Below are 22,417 nucleotides of genomic sequence, written 5' to 3' on the forward strand. Positions count from 1 at the left end.
TCTGCTGCGCCTCCAATGCTGTCATGCGGGCGCGGTGTTCCTTGTCGCGGTCCCACAAGTCCTTGTTCACCTTCCGGCGGACGCGCACCTCAGCGGGGCGAGTCGGCCGTCTCGGCGGGCCGGCCGCGGGCGGGCAGGGCGTGGAGGCGGACGGCGTCCGGGTGCTGGGGGCTGTGGCGGGCAGCCCAGGCCTCCAGGGCGGTGCGGCAGGCGTGGTCCAGGTGGTGGACCTGGGAGAGGTCCAGTTCGACGGGACGGTCGTGGGGCAGCGCCTCCAGGGCGTCGAGTATCTTCGGCAGGCGCAGGAACGTGATGGTGCCCGAGAGACGGACCCTGACCGGTCCACCCGCGGCCCCGTCCTTGCGGTCGATGCGCAGCTGGGAGGCGTCCCAGGCGGCCTTGGCCACGGACAGGACCAGGCCGATCAGCACGCCCTCGAACATGTTGACCGCCACGATCGACACCGCCGTCACCACCAGGATCAGCGCCTCGCCGCGCTGGGCGCGCCACAGGGAGGCGACCGCCCGGAACGGGATCAGCTTCCACCCCGCGTGGACCAGGATGCCGGCGAGCGCGGCGAGCGGCACGTACGCGAGCGTCGCGGGCAGCAGGGCCGCGAACAGCAGCAGCCACACCCCGTGCAGCACCCGCGACGCCTTGGTGCGGGCCCCGGCCTGGACGTTGGCCGAGCTGCGCACGATGACCGCGGTCATGGGCAGCGCGCCGAGCAGGCCGCAGAGCGTGTTGCCGACGCCCTGCGCGACGAGCTCCCGGTCGTACTGGGTGCGCGGGCCCGCGTGCAGCCGGTCGACGGCCGCGGCGCTGAACAGCGACTCGGCCGAGGCGATCAGCGCGAACGCCAGGACGGTGCCGAGGAGCGCCGGGTCGGCGAGCCCGGAGAGCGCGTCCGCACCGGGCAGGCGTACGGCGTCGAAGACGTCGCCGACCCGCACGGTGGCGATCGGCAGGTCGAACAGCCAGGTCACGCCCGACGCCAGCGCGACGGCCACCAGCGCGCCGGGGACGGCGCGCCCGGCGCGGGGCAGCCGCCGCCAGGCCACCATGACCAGCACGGTGCCGGCGGCGACGGCCAGGGACGCCAGGGCGGTCGCGCTGCCCAGGGCCTCGACCAGGGCGGCCGGCAGCCCGGCCAGCTTGGCGAGCCCGGAGGCGGGGGCGGCGAGGCCGGCCGCGGCGTACAGCTGCCCCGCGATGATGACGAGCCCGATGCCGGCCAGCATCCCCTCCACCACGGACAGGGAGATGGCCCGGAACCAGCGGCCCCACTTCAGGACGCCCATGACGACCTGAAGGAGCCCGGCCAGGAGCACGATGACGCCGAGCGCGGGCAGGCCGAAGGCGCGGACCGCCTCGAAGACGAGCACGGTCAGACCGGCGGCCGGCCCGGAGACCTGGAGGCTGCTGCCGCGCATCAGACCGGTGACGATGCCGCCGACGATGCCGGTGATCAGGCCGAGTTCGGCGGGCACACCGGACGCGACGGCCACGCCCACGCACAGCGGGAGCGCGACGAGGAAGACGACGAGGGAGGCGGCGAAGTCCTGCCGCAGATGGGGGAGACGGGAGAGGGAAGACAGCATGTGGAGCTCCCCCTTCACAGGGACTCGAAGGAGTCGGACTCGGGCCGGTACGCGCTGACGGCACCGGTGTGCACCTCGTAGAACCAGCCGTGCAGGCGAAGCTGACCGGCCGTCAGGCGCCGCTCCACGCACGGATAGGAGCGCAGTCGGAGCAGCTGGGCGAGGACGTGGCCGCGCACCGCGTCGGCGACGGCCGGGTCGTCGGGGCACCCGGGTGTGCCGTCGGGCACGGCGTGCGCGAGCCAGTCCCGGACGGCGGGCACGGCACTGAGGTCGTCGCCGCGGACGAGGGCGCCGACGGCGCCGCAGTGGGAGTGGCCGCAGACCACGACGTCGCGCACGCCGAGGACCTCGACGGCGTACTCGATGGTGGCGGTCTCACCCGTGGGGGCGGCGCCCGCGTACGGGGGGACGATGCTGCCCGCCGTGCGCAGTTCGAACAGTTCGCCGGGGCGCGCGCCGGTGATGAGCGCCGGGACGACCCGGGAGTCGGAGCAGGTGATGAAGAGGGCGGCGGGGGACTGGCCCTGGGCGAACGGGGCGAACTCCTCAGGGCGCTGTCCGAACCGGCGGGCGTGGTCGATGAGGGGCTGCATGTGTATTCCTCCTGGCGCGCGTGGGGGCGCGTCGGGCTGACAGGACGGCTTCGTGTGCGGTCCTGCCTGTCAGCAGCGGAAAACCTGGAGTGCGGAGGGTGCGGGGGACTGCGCGGGTGCGACGTCGGGGCCGTGGGGGCGGTGCCGTCTCGTGCGCCCGGAGTCGTCGGCGGTCGCCGGCGGTTCCAGGGCGAGCGGTACGGGCCGGAGTTCGGCGTGGTCCGCCGGACACGGGGCCGCGCGGTGCGGCAGGGCGCAGCGGCGCCCTGGATGGCGGGCCGTGGTGCGGCCGTGGGTGGCGCTGTTCTCGCAGTGCTGCGCGGGCACGGTCTCGTACGGGGCGGGGGCGGCCGCGAGGACCCGCGGCTGCGGTTCGCCCGGGCGTGGCCCGGCCGCCGCCGACGCGGGGCTCCAGCCGCCGCAGCTCACGACGAGGAGGAGCGCGAGTACGAGCGCGGGCAGGAGCGCGGGCGCCGTCCCGGCGCGTCCGGTGGACGTCGTACGCACTTCCCTCCCTCTGTCCTCGTCGTCCTCGTCGTCAACACGATTCACCAAAGCAAGTTCATGCCTGGGTCAACGAACAGTAATACGGGCAGGTGATGTCCCCTGCGTAACACCAGGTGAACAACCCGGGTTTCCGACTGGAATCAGCCGCAAGTTGACGCGATCAGCCAGGAGATCGGCGCCAGGGCGCGTGCGGACAGGGGGCGCGGCCGTCCGCGACCGCCCGCACACGAGGGGCGTGGAGCGGCGCGGAGGAGCACGAGGGGGCGTACCCGACGGGGGCTCGCTCCCTCGTGCCCCTACGAACCGGGTCCGGTCCGCCCGCGCAGGGCCCCCGGCGTGTGTCCGGTCCAGCGGAGCACCGCCCGGCGCAGGGTGCGGGCGTCGGCGTAGCCGCTGCGCGCGGCGATCGCGTCGACGGGCAGGTCCGTCGCGCCGAGCAGCCGGGTGACCCGCTCGCGGCGCAGGTCCTGGATCTCGGCCGTCCAGGTCGTGCCGTGCTCGTCGAGTCGGCGCTGGAGCGTGCGCGGGCTGACGGCCAGACGGGCCGCCGTCGCGGTCAGCGTCGCGCCGTCGTCGTCGCCCTCCTCCGCGTCCCTGACCGCGTCGCGGAACAGGTCGAGCCAGTCGTGCAGGGGTATCGAGGCGGCGATGGTCAGTTCGGCGTGTCTGCGCAGCACGGTGGACAGGCCCGGCTGGAAGTTCGGCATCGGGCACCGCAGGTCGTCGGCGCGGAAGGTGAGGGAGCTGACCGGGCGCTCGAAGTCGATGTTCCGGGTGCCGTACAGGGTGTACAGGGCGTCGTGACGGCGGGGCGCCTGGGTGGCGAGGGCGACCCGGACCGGAACGAGTTCCTTCCCCAGGGCCGTGCTGAGCCGTTGGCGGAGGAGAGCCAGCGCGTACGCCCGGATGGCCGACGCGGCGGTGTAGCTGAGGTCGGCGGCGTTCACGTGGCTGAGGGTGATCTCCCTGTCGTCCTCGGTCAGGAACATGGTGTCGCTGCCGGCGTCCGCGACGCCCGCGATGAAGTCCATGGCGTCGCGGAACCCCTCGACCGGCGTCGGAGCGGAGGTCAGCAGGTAGTCCCAGACCCCGAGCTGCCCGAACGCCGTCTGCTCGATCATCAGCTGAGCGACCTCGGTCCAGGGGGCCTTGGCGACCATCAGCTCCCAGATGCGGATGTTCGTGGCGGCGGGGGGCCGGTACCGGTCGCCCGTCAGATGCGCGGGATCCATGCCCAGCAGATGGGCGTAGCCGTCTTCGGACACGCCGAGAAGACCGGCCGCCTTGGCGTTGATGCGGGTGAAGGCGGCGGAGGTGGTACCGGGATGCGTAAGCGATGACACGAGCGGCGACTGTATGCCAGCGGGGTGGCCGGTTTTTCCTGGGGTCGGCGATCCGTCTCCTCCGCGTGGCGCGAGGTGTCCGGTGTGTGGCGCGCCGGGACCTGTGCCGAAGATCCACGGAGGTCTAGCGTCACGTTTGGTGCCGGGACGGTGACGCGATGACGCGGTGGTTGCGGACGGAGGGGTGGAGGGGCGTGCCGGCTGGGCGCGACCGCCGCCGACCGTCCGCCCTCCGCCGCGTCCTTCCCGGCACGGAACCTGAACACGTTTTGCCAGGGAGGGCTCACGTAGTGAGTGATCGTATGAATCTGTCCGACAGACGGGGCAGGGGACCGAGGTGGTCGCGCCGGAGCGCGCTGCCCGGGATCGCCCTGTCCGTGGCCGGTTTGATGGCCTTCGAGGCGGCTGTCGTGGTGGGGGTGACGGGGCAGGCGGTGGCGCTGGCCTCGCGGGGGACGGCCGCCGAGCGGCCCGTGGCCGTGACGGAGGCGGTGGATCTGGCGTCGGCGCGGGTCGCGGCGCGTCTGTCGGGCAGGCGGGTGGAGGCGAGGTCGGAGCGTACGGAGTCGTCGACGACGTGGGCGAATCCGGACGGGACGGTGACGACGGACGCTTCTTCGGGGCCGGTGCGTTTCCGTGACGCGGTGTCCGGTGAGTGGCGTGATGTCGACGTCGAGTTGACGAAGCGGGACGGTGTGGTGGCGGCGCGGTCGCATCCTCTGGGGTTGCGGCTGGGTGGGCGGACGCCGTCGGCGCGGGCGGCGGAGGTCCGGGCGTCGGGTGTGGCGGGTGGTGCGGCCACGGCGGAGGTGCCGTTGGTGACGCTGGCGGCGGGTGAGGGCCGTGAGCTGGGTCTGTCGTGGCGTGGGGTGCTGCCGGAGCCGGTGGTGTCGGGGACGACGGCGCGGTATGTGGACGCGTTGACGGCGACGGATCTGGTCGTGGAGTCGACGCGTACGGGTTTCGAGCAGTTCCTGGAGCTGAAGAATCGTTCCGCCGTGGCGGCGAACGGTTCGGTGACGCTGACGCTGGACGCGAAGGGCATCAGGGCGCGGGCGAACGCGGACCGGTCCGTGACGTTCCTCGACCGGAAGTCGGGCAAGGAGGTCGGTCTGCTGCCGGCCCCGGTGATGTGGGACGCGTCCGTCGATCCGAAGTCGGGTGAGCACCTGCGGCGGGCGGACGTCGGGCTGAAGGTGTCGCAGCGGGGGTCCAAGGTGGACCTGACGTTGACGCCGGACGCGGCGTTTCTGGCGGATCCGAAGACGGTGTTCCCGGTGACGGTGGATCCGGCGGTGAACATCGGGGCGAGTTTCGACACGTTCGTGCAGCAGGGTTACACGACGGACCAGTCGGCGGCGACGGAGCTGAAGCTGGGGAACAACGGCTCGGGTCAGATCGCGCGTTCGTTCCTGCACTTCCCGATGGCGGGGATCTCGGGCAAGCAGATCCTGGGTGCGAAGCTGAACCTGTGGAACTCGCACTCCTGGTCCTGTGCGCCGGCGGGCTGGGAGGTGTGGGACACCCCGCACGCCTCCACGGCGAGCCGCTGGACCAACCAGCCCGGGTTCACGGCCAAGTGGGCCACGTCGACGTCGACGAAGGGCTACTCGTCGGCGTGCGGCGACGGCTGGGTGAGCCAGGACATCAAGAACCTGGCGGTGGCGTGGGCGGCCAACGGCAACGGTTCGAACTCGATGGGCATCAAGGCGTCCAACGAGGCCGACCCGGCGGGCTGGAAGCGGTTCAACTCCGGCAACGCGGCCACCAACACCCCGTACATCTCGGTCACGTACAACACCATCCCGGTCGCCGGGAACCCGATGACCGCGACGCCGGGCCGCACGAACGCGGGCAAGAACTGGGTCACCACGACCACCCCGGACCTCTCCTACGCGGCGAGCGACGCGGAGACGTACTTCCTGCGGCAGAAGTGGGAGCTGTGGGAGGGCACGACCAACCTGGAGGTGTACGACACCGGCACCGGCGACCCCGTCCTGGGCAAGACGGTCTCCCACCAGGTCCCGGCCGGCAAGCTGGTCAACGGCAAGACGTACTGGTTCAAGGGCCGTGTCAACGACGGCAGTTCCTGGTCGAACTGGACGCCGTCGGTGTACTTCACCGTCGACACCACCAAGCCCGCCGCGAGCACGGTCACGTCCACGGACTTCCCGGCCAACACCTGGTCCGGCGCCCCCGACGCCAACGGCGCCTTCTCGGGCGCCTTCACGTTCACGCCGCCGTCGAGTGATGTGGCGGCGGTGGAGTACAAGCTGGACTCCGGCGCCTGGTCGACGGCGACCACGACGGGGGCGGTGGTCACGCAGACGCTGTCGTTCCCGGCGGGCAGGCACACCGTGACGGTCCGCACGAAGGACCCGGCGGGCAACATGTCGGCGGAGTCGTCGCACGTCTTCTACGCGGGCTCCGGCGCCGCACTGCTCACCCCCGGCCAGGGCGAGCGCCCGGCGCGGCGGGTGGGCCTGTCGGCGGAGGGCCTCGCGTCGTACACGGGTGTGACGTACCAGTACCGGCGTGGTGAGACGGACACGTGGAAGAACGTGCCGGTCGCCGATGTGCGGCAGGGTGCGAACGCGGTGTCCGGCTGGCCGGTCGCGGTGACGAACGGCAAGCCGGCCGGGCTGACGTGGAACGTCACGGACACGCTGGCCGAGGACGGCCCGATCGAGGTCCGCGCGGCCTTCACGGACGGCGGCTCGGCGACGGCGTACTCGCCGGTCAACGAGATCACCGTGGACCGCAACGCGGGCACGGCGCCGTCCGAGTCGGTCGGTCCGGGTTCGGTGAACCTGCTGACGGGTGACTACGGCCTGTCGGCCACGGACGCGTCGGCGTTCGGTCTGTCGGTCTCGCGCACGGCCTCCTCCCGCAACCCCGATGTGAGGGCGACGGACGAGGGACAGGTGGCGATCTTCGGCCCGCAGTGGAGCTCCGGCACGTCCGCCGAGCTCACCGGTTCGGAGTGGGTCTACGTGAAGAAGACCTCCGCGACGTCGGTCGCGCTGGTCGGCCCCGACGCGGAGGAGGTCGGTTTCACCGCGAAGAGCGGTGGTGGCTGGAAGCCGGAGCCGGGCTCGGAGGACCTGACGCTGACGGGCTCGCTGACGGGTTCGTTCACGCTGCGGGACACGGAGGGCACGGTCACCGTCTTCACGAAGCCCGACGCGGCGGCCACGTCCTGGCAGGTCGCGTCCAGCACCGTGGACGGCCTGGCCCACTCGACGACCACGGTCATCTCGGAGACGGTGACGGTCGGCGCGAACAAGCTGGCCCGCCCCAAGCTGGTCATCGCCCCCACCTCGGCCGCTTCCGCCACGACGTGCACGGCGACGCCGTCCACGAAGGGCTGCCGCGCGCTGGAGTTCGTCTACGCGACGAGCACGACCGCCACGGGCAGCGTCCTGGGCGACTTCTCGGGTCAGGTCAAGGAGATCCGCGCCTGGTCGACCGAGCCCGGCGCCGCCGCGGCGACCGCGAAGACGGTGCAGAAGTACGCGTACGACGCCTCGGGCCGGCTGCGTGAGACGTACAACCCGCTGGTCAGCCCCGCTCTCGTCACCGCGTACGGCTACGACAGCGCGGGCCGCGTCACGGGTCTGACGCCGCCCGGTGAGCTGCCGTGGTCCTTCACGTACGGCAAGGCGGGCAACGCCGCCACCGCCGGCGAGGGGATGCTGACGAAGGCGAGCCGTTACGCCCTCCAGCAGGGCAGCAAGGACGTGGTGTCCGGGACCGCCGCGACGAGCGTCGTCTACGACGTGCCGCTGACCGGCACCAACGCCCCGTACAAGATGGGTGTGCCGGACGTCGACGCGTGGGGGCAGAGCGACGCGCCGACCGACGCGACCGCCGTCTTCCCGGCCGACGCCGTTCCCGCGGCGAACTCCGGCGACGGGCTGGCAGCGGGCGACTACCGCCGCGCGACGGTCACGTACACCAACGCCTCCGGGCGGCAGGTCAACACGATCGACCCCGGCGGCAACGTCACCACCACGGAATACGACCGCTTCGGCAACACCGTGCGCGGGCTCTCCGCGGCCAACCGGGCCCTGGCGCTGGGCGGTACGGACGCGGACAAGGCGGTGCTGACCGACCTCGGCATCATCGGCCTGCCCGCCAAGGACCGCGCCGACCTGCTCTCCTCGGAGTCCGTCTACGACGCCAAGGGACTCAGGGCGGAGCAGGAGTTCGGCCCGCTGCGGCGCGTGACCCTCACGGGCACGGCCGAGTCCGCGGCGGCGCGTTCGTGGACGGTGAACGAGTACGACGCGGGCCGCCCGACGGACGGCAGCGCGAAGGTCGAGAACCAGGTCACCAAGGTCACGTCCGGTGCCCAGGTCTACGGCACGACGGCGATGACCGACGCCCGCGTCTCCCAGACGCTCTACGACTGGGCGAAGGGCCTGCCGGTCAAGACGGTCAAGGACCCGGCCGGTCTCGCGATCACCGAGAGCACCGAGTACGACGACCAGGGCCGCGTCACCAAGCAGCTCCTGCCCGAGGCGACCGGCACCGACGCCGCCACCCGCGTGACCAGCTACTGGTCCGCGACCGGCACCGGCGCCTGCGCGGGGCGCCCGGAGTGGGCCGACCAGGTCTGCTCGACAGGCCCGGCGGGCACGATCACCGGCGGCGGCACCCAGCCGAACCAGCTCCCGGTCACCACGACGGAGTACGACTGGTGGGGCAACCCGGTCAAGGTCACCGAGACCGCGAACGGCGTCACCCGCACGTCCACCAGCACCTATGACAACGCGGGCCGTCCGACCAGGAACGTCATGACGGGCGGGCTCGGCCAGGCGGTGCCGGAGGCGACGACCGAGTACGACCCGGCCACCGGCCGAGCCGTCAAGGCGGTCTCGCCGACCGGCGGCACGATCAGCAAGGAGTTCGACAAGCTCGGCCGCCCGATCACGTACACGGACGCCGACGGCGGGGTCACCCGCACCGAGTACGACCTCCTCGGCCGGCAGGTCAAGGTCTCCGACAGCGTGCCGTCCACGGTGACGTACCAGTACGACGCCGCCTCCGAGCCCGGTGGCATGGCCACGTCCATGACCGACTCGGTGGCCGGAACCTTCTCCGTCCGCTACGACGCCGACGGCGGAGTCGCCGAGGAGAAGCTGCCCGGCGGTTACACCCTCACCGTCGGGAAGGACACGACCGGCACGGTCGACTCCCGCGTCTACACGCGCGACAGCGACAAGCAGGTGGTCTACTCCGACACCGTCGCAGAATCCGTCCACGGCCAGGTCACCGAGCACTCCGGCTGGTCCACGCAGGACTACGCCTACGATGCCGCAGGCCGCCTGACCGGCGTCGCCGACACCGTAGGCGACGTCTGCACCACCCGGACGTACGGCTTCGACAAGCGCACCAACCGCACCTCCCTCACCACCGCGGCGGGCGCCGCGGGGGCGGCCTGCCCGGCCGGCGGAGGCACGTCCACGGCCACCACGTACGACAGCGCCGACCGGCCCGTCGACCCGGGGTACGTGTACGACGCCTTCGGCCGCACCACCGCCCTGCCCGGCAGCCAGGTCGGCTACTACGCCAACGACCTCGTCCACCAGCAGACGCAGGGCGACGTCCGACAGACCTGGCAGCTCGACGCCGCGCAGCGGTTCCGCTCCTGGACCGTCGAGGAGGGCGCCGGAGCGTGGACGACGACCGCCGCCCGGCGCAACCACTTCGCCAACGACGGTGACAGCCCCCGCTGGATCGAAGAGGACGTCGACGACGGCGGCGTCACGCGCCTCGTCGACTTCGTCACCGGGGACCTGGTCGCCTCGACAGGTGCCCAGGCGGGGGTGGTCCTGCAGCTGACCAGCGTCCACGGCGACGTCGCCCTCCAGCTCCCGCTGGACGCCGAGGACGCACCGCTGGTCCTGGACACCGACGAGTACGGCAACGCCCGCGCGGGGCAGCCCGGCGCCCGCTACGGCTGGCTCGGAGCGGCCAAGCGCTCCAGTGAGACCGCCGGCGGCCTCACCCTGATGGGCATCCGCCTCTACAACCCGGCCACCGGCCGCTTCCTGACGCAGGACTCCGTCTACGGCACCGGCTACAACGCCTACGGGTACGCCCTGGGCGACCCGGTCAACGGCTACGACCTCGACGGAAGGAAGCCGACCAAGACGACCTCGTGGAAGCGGATCCGCACCTACTGGGTCAACGGCCCCTGGTACAAGTCGTTCTACAGCCAGCTGCCCCGCGTGCTCCGGGCCTGGTTCCAGGGACTCCAGTCGCTGACCATGGCCGGTATCTACATCGACAGCATGCTCTGGCAGTCGCGGCAGCGCTGGGGCGTCTGGGAGCGTTACGTCAAGGGCGCCCGGAAGGTGAAGAGGGGCAAGGTCACCACCGGCTACTACAACTGGGCCGAACGGTCCCGCATCACGGCCTGCATCCCGTGGGTCGGCTGCTACTCCCGGACGTCGCCGTGGGACGACGGCAGATGGGGGTGACGGGGGTAGGCACCCGCTGATCCCCAGCACATGATGGGGGTGTGGAGGAAGGGCCGAAGGGCCCGCCTCCACACCCCCTCCCGCTCCTCCCCCCACGCAGCCCCCCCATTCCTCGTCCACCCGCGACTCGGGAGCCGCACATGCTCACCTTGAACGTCCTTCTGGGCCTCGGCTGCCTGGCGGTGTTCTTCCTGATCGCCGTCCGTTCCTCCGGGCGCGGGGACCCGCTCCTGTGGGGCGCGGCAGCCGTCCTCGTCGTGGGAGGCATCCTGCCCGGCACCGTCGGCGTCGAGCCCGGAACCACCACGGCGATCGTCATCACCGCGCTTTCCCTCGGCGTGCTCACGCTGCTGGTCGGCGGGGCGGCACGACGGTCCTGACCGCCCGGCGCGCCGGCCCGAGGCGATTCGGGCCCCCGGGTAAGTAGCGTGGAGGGGCTCGACCCCTCGACACGATCGGCGCCCCGTAGACATGAGCCACCCCACCCCACCCGCCCGCACCGCGCGCCACCGTGCCTGGTGGCGTGCCCTGCGCCGGACGCCCGGCACCATGTGGCGGGACGACATCACCGACTACGCCGCCGCCCTGACGTACTACGCGATCCTCGCGATCCTGCCGGCGCTGCTCGTCACCGTCCTGGCCTTCGCCCTGATCGACCCGGACACCGCGCAGCGGTTCGTCGTCCACGTCACGCGCTACGCCCCGGGCCAGTCGGGCGCGGAACTGCGCGGGCTGCTCGACGGAGCGCTGGCCCAGCACTCCGCCACCTGGACCCTGCTGGCCGCGGGCGCCGTCAGCGCCCTGTGGTCCTCGTGCAGCTACCTGGCCGTCTTCCGCCGGGCGCTGCACCGCATGCACGGCGTGCCCGACCGCCGCTCCCCGTGGCGCAAGGCACACCGCATCCTCGTGACCGCCCTCGTGCTGCTGGTCCTGCTGGCCGTGAGCGCGCTCGTCCTCGTCCTCAGCGGCCCCATAGCCGGGAGCGTGGGCTCCCTGCTCCACCTCGACGCGGAGGTGCCGGTCGTCTGGGGCCTGATCCGGTGGCCGCTGATGCTGTCCCTGGTGCTGGTCCTGGTCGTCGTCGTCTTCCGTACGGGCCCGCCGTCCGCCCGCCACCGGGGCCACACCCTGCCCGGCGGCGTGCTGGCGGCCGTCCTCTGGCTCACGGTCTCCGCCGGCTTCGGGCTGTACACGTCGATGGTGGGTACGTACGGCCGGCTCTACGGCTCGCTGGGCGGGATCGTCGTCTTCCTCATCTGGCTGTGGCTGTCCAACCTGTCCCTGCTCACCGGCGCGCAGTTCACCGCCGAACTCCAGAGGGACCGCGTGCTCGGCCCACCGCTCCAGGAACAGGAACAGGAGCCGGAGCCGGAACAGGAGCCGGAGCCGGAGCCGGAGCCGAAGCCGGAGCAGGAACAGGAGCCGGAACAGGAACCGGACGACGTCCGGACCAGCGACAGGCCACGTGCCCGGTCGGCGCTCAGTATCCCCAGCTGGCGTAGACGGTGACGCTCTCGCCGTTGTCCCTGGCTCCGACGCACACGTCGCGCCAGTCGAGGAGCCAGCCGCTGGGGCTGCAGCTCTCCTGCTGGAGGCCCAGTTCGCGGATGACCTCCGGGCGGGACAGGCCGTCCCCGCCGGTGACCGTCGCCTCGCGCCAGCAGCCGCCGGAACCGCAGCCGATGCCCTCGCCGACCAGGCTGACGCCCGGCGGCAAGGAGGGGAGGGCCTCGGACGGCGGGGCGTCCGAACCCTCGGTGATCAGGAGCGCGTACACGAGGCCGGCCACGAGGGTGAGGGCGAACTGCGCCCCCAGGAAGCCGATCGCTCTGTTGCGGCGGGGAATCCACTCCGGGGGAGGAGAACTCTCGCGCCGGCCTTCCAGTCCCGCGCCACAGGCGATGAGCAGCGGCGCCAGGATCGTGAACAGGAGATGGGCGTCGGGCCCGGGGGCGTCGATCCAGCCCCGCTGGACGCCGACCAGCAGACCGGCTCCGGCGAGCAGCGCGCCGCCGATCGCCAGGCCGACCGGGCGGGTGCGGGCGACCATCGTCCAGACGGCGGCGGGCGCGACGGCGAAGAGTATCCCCAGGGCGATCAGCATGGACGGGGGCCCGCGGGGCGGTCGTCCCGCGCGGCTGACGCGGTGGCCGACGGGGCCGCCTCCTCAGGGAGCAGACTCCAGCCGAGGTGTGCCGTGAGGAAGGCGGCGATCGCCTCCGTGCCGACGGACTCCGCGGGCAGGTCGTCGGGCCGGGGCCGGCAGAGCGCGAGCAGTTCGTCGCGCAGCCGGGCGTCCAGCACCGGTGCCTGATAGCGGTCGATGGTCCCGCGATAGAACAGCCAGTCGAACATCCGGACGGCGGGGCAGCGGCCGGACTGCGGCTCGTCCCCTTGATGCCTGTCCTGCCAGGACCCGACGTAGAGGTAGCCCGCTTGCTTCAGCGCCTCGTCGAAGGCGGGAGTGGGGAGCTCCGTCAGGTTCCAGTAGGCCCGGGCTTCGGCCTCGGGCAGAGGCAGGGTCTGAGGGACTGCGGCCAGCCACAGGCGATATTCGAACACGGAAGCAGTCTGCCAGGCCGTCGGTCCGGGCCGGCGCGGGTACGGTGCGAGCGTGCGGGTTCCGCGAGGGCGCGGGGCAGGTCGGGGCGGGGGGGGGTACGAGGATGAGTTTTCGACTGGCGGCGTACGCCGTGTGCGTCGAGGGCGGGCGGGTGTTGCTCGCCCGCCACGTGTCACGGACGGGGGAGAGCACCTGGTCCCTTCCGGGCGGTCGGGTGGAGCACGGAGAGGATCCCTTCGACGCGGTGATCCGTGAGGTGGCCGAGGAGACGGGCTGCGTCGCGGTGGTCGAGCGGCTCCTCGGTCTGGACTCGCGGGTCATTCCCGCGACCGAAGCGCGCGCGGGAGTCGAGCATCAGAACGTCGGGGTCTTCTACGGTGTCCGCGTCACCGGCGGTCGGCTCCGGCCCGAGCCGAACGGTGAGGTGGCCGAGTCGGTCTGGACCGAGATCCCCGACGTCGTCCACCTGCGCCGGTCCTCGCTGGTCGACGTCGGCCTCGCCCTGGCCAGGACCCTTCCGGCGACCGGGCACACGGCCCCTGTACCGGTCGGCGGCCTGATCCGGCACTAGGGCCTGTCGTCACAGTCCCGTCGTCGCCCGGAGGGCGGCCTCGCGGCGTCTGGTGCGTGCTCTCGGCGTGCCGGGCGCAAGCCCGCGTACGGGACGTACCCGGGCATTCGCCCGGCGCGAGCGCGAGGCTGTGCGGCAGCCCGCCGAGCGGCGTGGGCGAAGTCGATACGCGACGGCCTTGTCCCGCGCCCTCCGGCACGTCTCCGTATGGTCAACGTCCTGTCACAGAACGATCATTGAGTGCGCCGGAACGCCCTCGGCATACTTCAGGAATCCGGGGCGTACGCCTGTCTGAGTACGCCCCCGTTCGGGCCGGGCCCCCGCCCGCCCGCTTCATCCCTGAGCAGGGGGAGTTTTGCGCACACCAGTAAACAAGGCGTACGCGGTCACGGTCGCCGCCGCTGCCGCCGTGGCTCTGACAGCGGGCATGACCAGCCCGGTGTCGGCACAGGACGGCGTCCTCACCGCAGCGTCACCGGCCGGCGCGAAGAAGGCCGGGCAGGGCAAGAACGCCGGGCCAGGCAAGGACGTCCAGACCGTCGTCCTGATCACCGGCGACCGGGTCCTCGTGGACGCCAAGGGCCGGGTCGCGGGCATCGAGCGGGCGAAGGGCCGGGAGGACATCCCCTTCTTCACCCAGGTCCACGAAGGCCGCACCTACGTGATGCCGCGCGACGCCCGGCGGCTCGTCGCCGACGGCACGCTCGACCAGCGGCTGTTCGACGTCACCGGACTCGCCGAGCCGGAGAGCCGCAAGGCCTACCGGAGCGGGCTCAAGGTGATCGTCGGCTACCGGGGCGCGGCGTCCCAGTCCGCCCGTGACGAGGTGCGGGCCGCCAAGGGCACCACCGTCAACCGGACCCTGCCCTCCCTCGGCGCCGACGCCGTCACGAGTGCCGCCGACAGCACCGAGTCGCTGTGGGAGGCCCTGACCCGCCCCCAGGCCGACGGCTCGGCGGCGAGCACCTCCGGCATCGCGAAGGTCTGGCTGGACGGCGTGCGGAAGGCGTCGCTCGACCACTCCACCGGGCAGATAGGCGCCCCCGCGGCCTGGAACCGGTCCCTCGACGGCACCGGCGTGAAGATCGCGGTCCTGGACACCGGCATCGACGACACCCACCCGGACCTGGCCGGACGCGTCGTGGCGGCACGCAACTTCAGCCGCTCCGCGGACACCGTGGACCGCGTCGGGCACGGCACGCACGTCGCCTCGACCGCGGCCGGAACGGGAGCGAAGGACAGCCGCTTCAAGGGCGTGGCTCCCGGGGCGAAGCTGCTCAGCGCCAAGGTCCTCGACGACTACGGCACCGGCAGCGACTCCGAGTCCATCGCCGGCATCGACTGGGCCGTGTCCCAGGGCGCCGACATCATCAACATGAGCCTCGGCAGCACCGACCGGCCCGGGATCGACCCGCTGGAAGCCCACATCAACAAGGTCTCGGCGGAGAAGGGCGTCCTGTTCGCCGTCGCCGCGGGCAACCTCCCGGATCCCCGCCCCGGCACGGTCAACTCGCCGGGCAGCGCCGAAGCGGCCCTCACCGTCGGCGCCGTCGACGACGCCGACCAGCTCGCCTGGTTCTCCGCGATCGGCCCCCGCAAGGAGGACCACGCGGTCAAGCCCGACATCAGCGCCCCCGGCGTGGGCATCACGGCCGCCGCCGCGGCCGGCACCCCGGACCAGAACCCGCCGGGCTACATCGGCCTGGACGGTACGTCGATGGCGACCCCGCACGTCGCGGGCGCCGCGGCGATCCTCAAGCAGAAGAACCCCACCTGGACGGGGGCGCAGCTCAAGGCGGCCCTGACCGGCTCTGCCAAGGGCGGCACGTTCTCGGTCTTCGAGCAGGGCGCGGGCCGGCTCGCCGTCGACCGGGCGATCGACCAGACCGTCCTCGCCGAAGGCGGACCGCTCCACCTGGGCCGCCAGCAGTGGCCCCACGCCGATGACACCCCGGTCACCAAGAAGGTCACCTACCGCAACACCGGCACCGCCGACGTGTCGCTCGACGTGTCGCTCGACGCGCCCACCGGCGGCGACGGGCAGCCCGCGCCCGCCGGGTTCTTCAGCCTCGGGGCGCAGCGGATCACGGTCCCGGCGGGCGGCACCGCCTCGGTGGACCTGACGGCCGACACCCGTATCGGCGGCACGGTCGACGGCTCGTACGCGGCCACGGTCGTCGCGTCCGGAGCGGGCCAGACCGTGCGCACCCCGGCCACGGTGGACCGTGAGGTCGAGTCGTACGACGTCACCTTCAAGACGGTGGGGCGGCCCGACGCGCCCGGCGCCGTCTGGGGCGCGGACCTGTTCGGCTACGAGGGCCTCGCCTCGGAGCAGCAGTTCCTCCCGGACCTGTCCTCGGGCTCCGCGACGGTCCGCCTGCCCCGCGGCAGCTACAACCTCCAGGCCGACATGCAGGTCGACCCCGCGGACCCGGCCAAGGGCCTCGACCTGATCCACAACCCCCGGCTCGCGGTGACCGGACCGGCCACCGTGACCCTCGACGCCCGGACCACCCGGCCCGTGACGGTCAAGGTGCCGGACGCGACCGCCCGGCAGACGCGGGTGGGGATGTTCTACACGGTCTCGACGCCCGAGACCCGGTACTCCGGGGGCTTCGACGCGCGGAGCTTCGACAACGTCCGCACGGCACGGCAGGGCTCGGTGGGCGCGGACGCGACCCTCACCCAGCAGTGGTCCGCCCGCTGGGAGCAGGGCACGACCGTCTACCAGACCCTCGCGGGCGGTGAGGTCAAGGACCTGCCGGACGGCTACGAGAAGGTCTACGCGGCCAAGGACCTCGCCCTGATCAAGGTAGGTTTCGGGGCGTCCGCGCCCGGCGTCGCCGGAGCGCTCTACGCGGAGGGCACGCTGCCGAGCGGGAGCGGCTTCCTCGACTACTACCCCGCCCACCCGGCTCCGGGCACGCAGAAGCTGTACCTGAGCACGGGCGACGGGATCGGCTGGAGCACCGCGGCGTTCGTCCTGGGCGAGGCGGGCGCCGACGGCGGCCGGCCCGTCGACGTGACGTACTACCTCGGCACCGAGCCCCAGCTGAAGCCGGGGACCACGTACGCCAGGAACGTCAACGTCGGCGTGGTCGGGCCCCGGATGGAGCCGGGCGAGGGGATCGTCCGCTCCGACGACACCCTCTACGGCGCGTTCACGATGGTCAGCGACGGAGCGGGCCACTACGGCAACGCCCGCTACACCAGCGCGACCACCACGGTCCACCGCGACGGTGTGCTGTACGCGCAGAAGGACGGCGCCGTCGACCGGGTGAACTTCACGCTGCCGGCGGAGTCCGCGACGTACACGGTGGCGACCACGCTCAACCGCGACCCGAAGACCAACCGCACCGGTACGCGCATCGACGCCTCGTGGACGTTCACCTCGGCCCGCAGCGCCGGCACCTCGACGGAACTGCCCGTCTCCACGGTCCGCTTCCAGCCGAAGCTCGCGCTGGACTCCACCGCTCCGGCGGGCGTGCTCCAGACCTTCCCCGTCCTCGTCCAGGGCGCGGCGGCCGGAGCCAACCTCAAGACCCTGCGGGTCCAGGTCTCGTACGACGGCCAGAACTGGCGGTCCGTCCCGGTCGTCGCGGGGAAGATCACCGTGCGCGCGCCGGAGAAGGGCAAGGCCCTCTCCCTGAAGGCCGACATCACCGACAAGCAGGACAACCGCTCGTCGCTCACGGTCCACAGCGCCTTCCTCGGCAAGTGAACCCGGGCGCCTGAGCCGGGCGCCTGAGACGGGCATCCGAGCCAGGCACCTGAGCGGCATTAACGCCCCGGCCCGGCGTCACCTCTTCCCCTGGTGACGCCGGGCCTTCGCGCGCCCGTGGACGCCCGCGTATGCGGGTGCGACGCGGGGCCATGTTCCAGGGGCGGTAGCGGCCCTTGAATGGGCACATGACCCAGACGAGGCAGACGAAGCAGACGAAGCAGGCGGCCCCGGCCGCGAAGCGCGCCGCCGGAGCGGTCCTGGGTGCGGCGGCGATGGCGACCGGCCTGACGGCGGGGGTGTGGTTCGCGTACGTGTGCTCGGTGATGCCGGCGCTCGCGCGAAGCGACGACCGCACCTACGTCGAGGTGATGCGGAACATCAACGACGTCATCCAGAACCCCGTGTTCTTCACCCCGTTCTTCGGCGCGCTGCTGCTCACGGCGGTGGCCGCCTGGCAGGCGAGGGCCGACGGCAGGGCGCGCGGCTGGACGGTGGCCGCGCTGGTCCTGTACGTGGGGGTGTTCGCCGTCACCTCGGCCGCGAACGTCCCGCTCAACGACGCCCTCGCGGCCACGGTGGACCCGGCGCGGGCCCGCGCGGCCTTCGAGGGGCCGTGGGTCGTCTGGAACGACGTCCGAGGGGTGCTGACGGTGGCGGGATTCGGCTGCCTGCTGCGGGCTTTGGCCGTACGGGCACGCGGCTGACGGCCCGTGGTGCGGCTCCCCGGAGAGGGCGTCAGCCGCGGGGCACCGCGACGTACGCCTCGCGCGGCGACGCGGTGGGCGTGTAGCGGGACGACGCGGCCGCGCTCGGGGTCAGATCCCGGTGGATCACCTTGGACACGGCCTGGATCGTCTGCACGCCGTAGTTCATCGTGCTGTTGCCGTCGGTGAGCACGGAGATCGTGTAGTCGTGGCCGCCGCCCTGGAAGGCGCCGATGCTGTGCACGCGCCAGCCGCGGGTGGCGCGCTGCAGCCAGCCGTTCTTGACGTGCTTGGTCACCGAGGACGGCGCGCCGGCGGGGGTTCCCCACTTCTGGGAGGGGATGACGTTCGCCATCAGCTTGAGGGCGTAGGCGCGGGCGTTGTCGCTCAGGACGGTGTTCCTGGCGGTGAGCAGCGCGAGCAGTTTCTGCTCGTCGGTGACGTTGATCCGGGTGAGTCCCCAGTAGCCGCCGGATCCCGGCACCGTCTTGCTCATGCCGGCGGCCGCCAGGAACCCCTTGACCTTCGTGACGCCGAGCTGCTTCCACAGCGTGCTGGTGGCGGCGTTGTCGGACTTGGTGATCATGGCGGTCGCGAGCTGGGACTCGCGGGTGGTCAGGTACCGGTTGTGCTTCTTGGCGTCCCACAGCAGCGTGGCGAGGACCGTCACCTTGACGACGCTCGCCGAGTCGTACGAGGTGGTGGCACGCAGGGTGCAGCTGGTGTTGGTGACGCGGTCCCGCACGTTGACGGCGACGGTACCGGCGCGCCCGGCGAGCGCGGCGGTGATGTCCCGCTGCAGCTTCGCGGCGAGCCCGGCCTTGCCCGAGGTGCAGCTGACCTGCGGCGCGGTGGCGGCGGAGGCGGGCGCGGCGCCCGCGACGACGGGTACGAGGATCCCGGCGGCGGCCACGACCGGAAGGACGCGGGCGCGCAGGGATATGTGATGAGTCATGAGAGTCCCCCTGAGTGCTGAACGGGCAAGCCGATGGCCTGTCCGACGTAGATGACGGCTGGGCACGCGGATGGTTGTACGCATCAGGCGCTTCGCCGCGGGCTGTTGCACAGCGGTGACAATCGGGGGGGGAGGAGAGCGGGCGGCCAGGTGTCCCGCGTCCGCGTCCGGGCCGCGCGGCGAGCTCTCCGTCCCGCCAGGTCCGCGGGGTCGCGGCGGCCGGACCAAGGGCCCCGGGGCCCGCCCCGTGGCCGCCTGCTAGCGTGACGGCATGCGCGTGCTGGTGATCGGGGGCAGTGGGTACGTCGCCGGACTGTTCCTTCCCGCCCTCTCGGCCCGGCACGAGGTCACCGTGCTCGACCCGCGTCCCGGCGCGGGGGGCTCCCACACCCACCTCGCCGGATCGGCGAGCGACCCGGCGGCCCTGACCGCTGCCATGGCCGGTGTGGACGTCGTCCTGCACACCGCCCTCTCCCACCCCACCGGGCAGCAACTGCCCGACGCGGCGAGCGCCTTCGACATCAACGTCACGTCCGTCCACCTCGCCCTGGCCGCCGCCCGGCAGGCCGGCGTGCGCCACGTCGTGCACCTCTCCAGCCTGTCCGTCTTCCGCGACCTCGCCGCACGCGCGCTCGACGAGACGGTGCCGCCGGACGCCACCGACCTGTACGGCCTGACCAAACGCCTCGCCGAGCAGGTCTGCCACGCCGCCGTCGCGGAGTGGGGGATGACGGTGACCGTGCTGCGCCTGGCCTGGCCGACCACCGACGAGGCATGGCCCGCCTGGGCGCTGCCCGGCCGTCCGCCCCGGACCCACACCCTCGACGGCGAGCCGGTGCACGGCCTGGCCGCCGACGACCTGGCGCGGGCGGTGCTGGCCGCGCTGGAGCACCGCGCCGGCTTCGACGTCTTCCACGTCACGGGGACCGACCAGGCGGGCCTCTGGAACCAGTCCAAGGCCCGCGACCTGCTGCACTGGGAACCGCGCCGCCGCTGACCGCGCGGGGGCGGTCAGCGGGGGACGGGGCCGATGCCAGGGCCGGGGCCTGCGCCCGGGGCGGGGCTGGTGCCGAGGCCGGTGCCGAGGCCGGGGGCGAAGCGCAGGCGCAGGAGGGCGCCGCCCTGCGGGGCCTGCTCCGCGGTGAGCTCCGCGTGGTGGGCGCGGGCGATCTGCCGCGCCATGGCCAGGCCCAGCCCCGAACCGGGCAGCGCCCGCGCCGTGCCGGCCCGGTAGAAGCGGTCGAAGACGTACGGCAGGTCCTCGGGCGCGATGCCCGGGCCGTGGTCGCGGACGGTCAGCTCCACCTCCCCGTCCGGTCCCGCCACCCGCAGGTCCACCTCCACCCGGCGGCCGGGCGGGCTGAACTTGGCCGCGTTGTCCAAGAGGTTGCCCAGCAGCCGGTGCAGGCGCGCCGGCACCCCCGGCACGAGGGGGCCCGGATCGGTGCCGGGGGGCAGGGAGAGGTGGAAGGGGACGGCCGGCCAGTGCTCGCGCGCCGCCTCCACCGCGTGCCGGACCAGCGGCACGAGCGGCACCGGCTCCACCAGCGCCTGCGGCTCCTCGTCCCGGGCCAGCTCGATCAGGTCGTTCACGAGCCCGGACACCTCCCGCAACTGCCGCCCCAAGGCTCCCGCCGCCCGGTCCCGCTGCTCCGGGGTCAGCCGGTCGGCGCGCGCCAGCAGCTCCGCGTTCGTCCGCAGTGCCGTCAGCGGGGTGCGCAGTTCGTGCGAGGCGTCCGCCACGAGCCGGCGCTGCGCCGTGACCGACCGTTCCAGCTCCGCCAGCATCGTGTTGAAGCTCGACGCGAGGCGGGTGATCTCGTCCTCGCGCCCCGGCGGCGGCTCCTCGATGCGGTGGCTCGGGTCCCGGGTGCCCGCGATCCGCATGGCGGTCGCCGCGATCCGGGTCACGGGCGCCAGGCCGCTGCGCGAGACCCACGAGCCGAGCACGCCCGCCAGCAGCACCCCGGCCAGCGCCGTCCACGCCAGCCACCAGGCCGCGTCCTCGGTACCCTGCCGCACCGTGTCCGAGCGCAGCGCGACCTGGAGGGCCCGCCCGGGCGCGTAGTCGGTGGTCAGCATCCGGGCCTGGTGCCCGGCCACGGTGATGTTCGTGACGAAGGGCCGCCGGGTGCCCGCCGCGACCTCCAAGGCCTCCGGCGGCACGGGCAGCAGCGAGGGCGGCCCGGTGCCGTCCCGCGCGGGCTCCGCCGCCACCACCTGCGCGCAGGCGGGCGCCGCCAGGAACCGGCACTCCCCGGCCAGCACCCCCGGCGCCGCGTCCGGATTGCGCTGGGCGGCCAGGCGCGCGGACTGGGTCAGGGTGAGGTCGAGCTGGTCGACCAGGGCGCCCCGGGTCACGAAGAACGCCGCCGTGCTCACCCCCAGCGCCACGACGGCCACCGCCGCCGTCACCGAGAGGGCCAGGCGGGTCCGCAACGGCCGCCGCCGCCCCCACACGCTCCCGTGCCGCCGCCTCGATGCGCTCCCGCGCCGCCGCGAGCCTCGCGTGCGCGCGCGGGGGGTGCCCCTGCCTCGGACGCCTTCGCCGGGGGTGCCCCCGCCTCGCGTCTCCCCGCCGCGCGTGCCCCCGCCGTACGGCTCCGGCCCGGTCACGCGTCGTCCAGTCGGTAGCCGACCCCGTGCACGGTGTGCAGCAGCCGCGGCTCCCCGCCCGCCTCCAGCTTGCGCCGCAGATAGCCCACGTACACCGCCGGCGAATTCGAGTCCGGCCCGAAATCGCGCCCCCACACCAGCTCCAGCAGCACCTCGCGGGTCATGACCTGCCCAGGGTGCCGCAGGAACACCTCCAGCAGTGCCGCCTCGGTACGGCTGAACTCCATCCACCGCTCACCGCGCCGGCCCGTGCGGGTGACCGGGTCCATGACCAGGTCGCCGCGGACGAGCGGCCCGTCCGCGTCCGAGGGATCGGGCGCGGCCCGCCGCAGCAGGGCCGCGACCCGGGCCAGCAGCTCGTCCAGCGCGAAGGGCTTGACCAGGTAGTCGTCGGCCCCCGCCTCCAGCCCGTCCACCCGGTCGCTCACCGCGTCCAGCGCGGTCAGCACCAGCACGGGGGTGCGGTCGCCCACGCCGCGCAGCCGGCGGCACACGGCCAGCCCGTCGAGCACCGGCATCATCACGTCGAGGACCACCGCGTCCGGCTCCCACGCGGCGATCTCCGACAGCGCCGCCAGGCCGTCGGCGACGCACCGGACCTCGTACCCCTCGATCACCAGCGCGTCGGCCAGGGCGGCCCGCACCTCCGGTTCGTCGTCGACGACCAGCACCCGCCCGCGCACCGCCGTCCCACCGCCCCCGCCCGCCGCACCGCGATCCGTCGTCCTCATGCCCCCACTCTGTCAAAC

At 73.0% G+C, this 22,417-nt stretch carries 16 protein-coding genes; 7 read left to right on the top strand and 9 right to left on the bottom strand.

Annotated features, from left to right (window positions below; all coding sequences use genetic code 11):
• Positions 1-89: 89 nt before the first annotated feature.
• From ACZ6J5_RS17990 to ACZ6J5_RS18005, 4 genes are all read right to left on the bottom strand, one after another.
• Complete coding sequence (locus ACZ6J5_RS17990; protein ID WP_469392526.1) at positions 90-1,601, bottom strand: SulP family inorganic anion transporter; 1,512 nt, start codon at positions 1,599-1,601, stop codon at positions 90-92.
• A 14-nt stretch (positions 1,602-1,615) separates the two neighbouring features.
• Positions 1,616-2,197: a carbonic anhydrase gene (locus ACZ6J5_RS17995; RefSeq protein WP_469392528.1), complete on the bottom strand. Its 582-nt coding sequence runs from the start codon at positions 2,195-2,197 to the stop codon at positions 1,616-1,618.
• 69 nt (positions 2,198-2,266) lie between these two features.
• Positions 2,267-2,704, bottom strand: a complete 438-nt coding sequence (locus ACZ6J5_RS18000) for a hypothetical protein (RefSeq protein WP_469392530.1) — start codon at positions 2,702-2,704, stop codon at positions 2,267-2,269.
• Between the two features lie 296 nt (positions 2,705-3,000).
• A complete protein-coding gene (locus ACZ6J5_RS18005; protein WP_469392532.1) occupies positions 3,001-4,047 on the bottom strand; it encodes an AraC family transcriptional regulator in 1,047 nt (348 codons plus the stop codon).
• A gap of 389 nt (positions 4,048-4,436) precedes the next feature.
• On the opposite strand from ACZ6J5_RS18005, the gene ACZ6J5_RS18010 reads away from it, so the two are divergent.
• The 3 genes from ACZ6J5_RS18010 to ACZ6J5_RS18020 all read left to right on the top strand — a co-directional run bounded on the left by ACZ6J5_RS18010 (position 4,437) and on the right by ACZ6J5_RS18020 (position 12,044).
• On the top strand, positions 4,437-10,535 hold the full coding sequence (locus ACZ6J5_RS18010) for a DNRLRE domain-containing protein (RefSeq protein WP_469392857.1): 6,099 nt from the start codon (positions 4,437-4,439) through the stop codon (positions 10,533-10,535).
• A gap of 140 nt (positions 10,536-10,675) precedes the next feature.
• The gene (locus ACZ6J5_RS18015) at positions 10,676-10,915 is read left to right on the top strand and encodes a hypothetical protein (protein WP_469392534.1); all 240 of its coding nucleotides are present in this window, start codon (positions 10,676-10,678) and stop codon (positions 10,913-10,915) included.
• Positions 10,916-11,006: 91 nt separating this feature from the next.
• Positions 11,007-12,044 carry a YihY/virulence factor BrkB family protein gene (locus tag ACZ6J5_RS18020; RefSeq protein WP_469392535.1) on the top strand — a complete coding sequence of 346 codons (1,038 nt, stop codon included), beginning with the start codon at positions 11,007-11,009 and terminating at the stop codon, positions 12,042-12,044.
• Here ACZ6J5_RS18020 and ACZ6J5_RS18025 read toward each other — a convergent pair.
• Both ACZ6J5_RS18025 and ACZ6J5_RS18030 read right to left on the bottom strand, forming a co-directional pair.
• A complete protein-coding gene (locus ACZ6J5_RS18025) occupies positions 12,016-12,639 on the bottom strand; it encodes a hypothetical protein (RefSeq protein ID WP_469392537.1) in 624 nt (207 codons plus the stop codon). The genes ACZ6J5_RS18020 and ACZ6J5_RS18025 overlap by 29 nt on opposite strands.
• Positions 12,633-13,097: a hypothetical protein gene (locus tag ACZ6J5_RS18030; RefSeq protein WP_469392539.1), complete on the bottom strand. Its 465-nt coding sequence runs from the start codon at positions 13,095-13,097 to the stop codon at positions 12,633-12,635. Before ACZ6J5_RS18030 ends, ACZ6J5_RS18025 begins: the two co-directional genes overlap by 7 nt.
• Positions 13,098-13,201: 104 nt before the next feature.
• Between ACZ6J5_RS18030 and ACZ6J5_RS18035 the strand changes: the two genes are divergently transcribed.
• The 3 genes from ACZ6J5_RS18035 (at position 13,202) to ACZ6J5_RS18045 (ending at position 18,097) form a co-directional block, all read left to right on the top strand.
• On the top strand, positions 13,202-13,669 hold the full coding sequence (locus ACZ6J5_RS18035) for an NUDIX hydrolase (RefSeq protein ID WP_469392541.1): 468 nt from the start codon (positions 13,202-13,204) through the stop codon (positions 13,667-13,669).
• 355 nt (positions 13,670-14,024) lie between these two features.
• Entirely contained in the window at positions 14,025-17,390 is a 3,366-nt protein-coding gene (locus ACZ6J5_RS18040) for a S8 family peptidase (RefSeq protein WP_469392543.1), read from the top strand.
• Between the two features lie 188 nt (positions 17,391-17,578).
• Entirely contained in the window at positions 17,579-18,097 is a 519-nt protein-coding gene (locus ACZ6J5_RS18045; protein WP_469392545.1) for an anthrone oxygenase family protein, read from the top strand.
• Between the two features lie 31 nt (positions 18,098-18,128).
• Here ACZ6J5_RS18045 and ACZ6J5_RS18050 read toward each other — a convergent pair whose 3' ends face one another.
• A complete protein-coding gene (locus ACZ6J5_RS18050; protein WP_469392547.1) occupies positions 18,129-19,052 on the bottom strand; it encodes a serine hydrolase in 924 nt (307 codons plus the stop codon).
• Between the two features lie 271 nt (positions 19,053-19,323).
• On the opposite strand from ACZ6J5_RS18050, the gene ACZ6J5_RS18055 reads away from it, so the two are divergent.
• On the top strand, positions 19,324-20,049 hold the full coding sequence (locus tag ACZ6J5_RS18055) for an NAD-dependent epimerase/dehydratase family protein (RefSeq protein WP_469392549.1): 726 nt from the start codon (positions 19,324-19,326) through the stop codon (positions 20,047-20,049).
• 14 nt (positions 20,050-20,063) lie between these two features.
• On the opposite strand, the gene ACZ6J5_RS18060 is transcribed toward ACZ6J5_RS18055, so the two are convergent.
• Together ACZ6J5_RS18060 and ACZ6J5_RS18065 are read right to left on the bottom strand one after the other, a co-directional pair.
• On the bottom strand, positions 20,064-21,491 hold the full coding sequence (locus ACZ6J5_RS18060) for a sensor histidine kinase (protein ID WP_469392551.1): 1,428 nt from the start codon (positions 21,489-21,491) through the stop codon (positions 20,064-20,066).
• 173 nt (positions 21,492-21,664) lie between these two features.
• Positions 21,665-22,399 (bottom strand): response regulator transcription factor, encoded by a 735-nt coding sequence (locus ACZ6J5_RS18065; RefSeq protein ID WP_469392553.1) that lies wholly within the window; start codon positions 22,397-22,399, stop codon positions 21,665-21,667.
• Positions 22,400-22,417 lie beyond the last annotated feature (18 nt).

The organism is Streptomyces sp. NPDC042100 (assembly GCF_055582325.1).

Coding starts and splice junctions, on each gene's coding strand:
- ACZ6J5_RS17995 (WP_469392528.1), bottom strand. CDS start 2,197: ATGCAGCCCCTCATCGACCACGCCCGCCGGTTCGGACAGCGCCCTGAG.
- ACZ6J5_RS18025 (WP_469392537.1), bottom strand. CDS start 12,639: ATGCTGATCGCCCTGGGGATACTCTTCGCCGTCGCGCCCGCCGCCGTC.
- ACZ6J5_RS18035 (WP_469392541.1), top strand. CDS start 13,202: ATGAGTTTTCGACTGGCGGCGTACGCCGTGTGCGTCGAGGGCGGGCGG.
- ACZ6J5_RS18010 (WP_469392857.1), top strand. CDS start 4,437: ATGGCCTTCGAGGCGGCTGTCGTGGTGGGGGTGACGGGGCAGGCGGTG.
- ACZ6J5_RS18020 (WP_469392535.1), top strand. CDS start 11,007: ATGAGCCACCCCACCCCACCCGCCCGCACCGCGCGCCACCGTGCCTGG.
- ACZ6J5_RS18050 (WP_469392547.1), bottom strand. CDS start 19,052: ATGACTCATCACATATCCCTGCGCGCCCGCGTCCTTCCGGTCGTGGCC.
- ACZ6J5_RS18015 (WP_469392534.1), top strand. CDS start 10,676: ATGCTCACCTTGAACGTCCTTCTGGGCCTCGGCTGCCTGGCGGTGTTC.
- ACZ6J5_RS18045 (WP_469392545.1), top strand. CDS start 17,579: ATGACCCAGACGAGGCAGACGAAGCAGACGAAGCAGGCGGCCCCGGCC.
- ACZ6J5_RS17990 (WP_469392526.1), bottom strand. CDS start 1,601: ATGCTGTCTTCCCTCTCCCGTCTCCCCCATCTGCGGCAGGACTTCGCC.
- ACZ6J5_RS18065 (WP_469392553.1), bottom strand. CDS start 22,399: ATGAGGACGACGGATCGCGGTGCGGCGGGCGGGGGCGGTGGGACGGCG.
- ACZ6J5_RS18055 (WP_469392549.1), top strand. CDS start 19,324: ATGCGCGTGCTGGTGATCGGGGGCAGTGGGTACGTCGCCGGACTGTTC.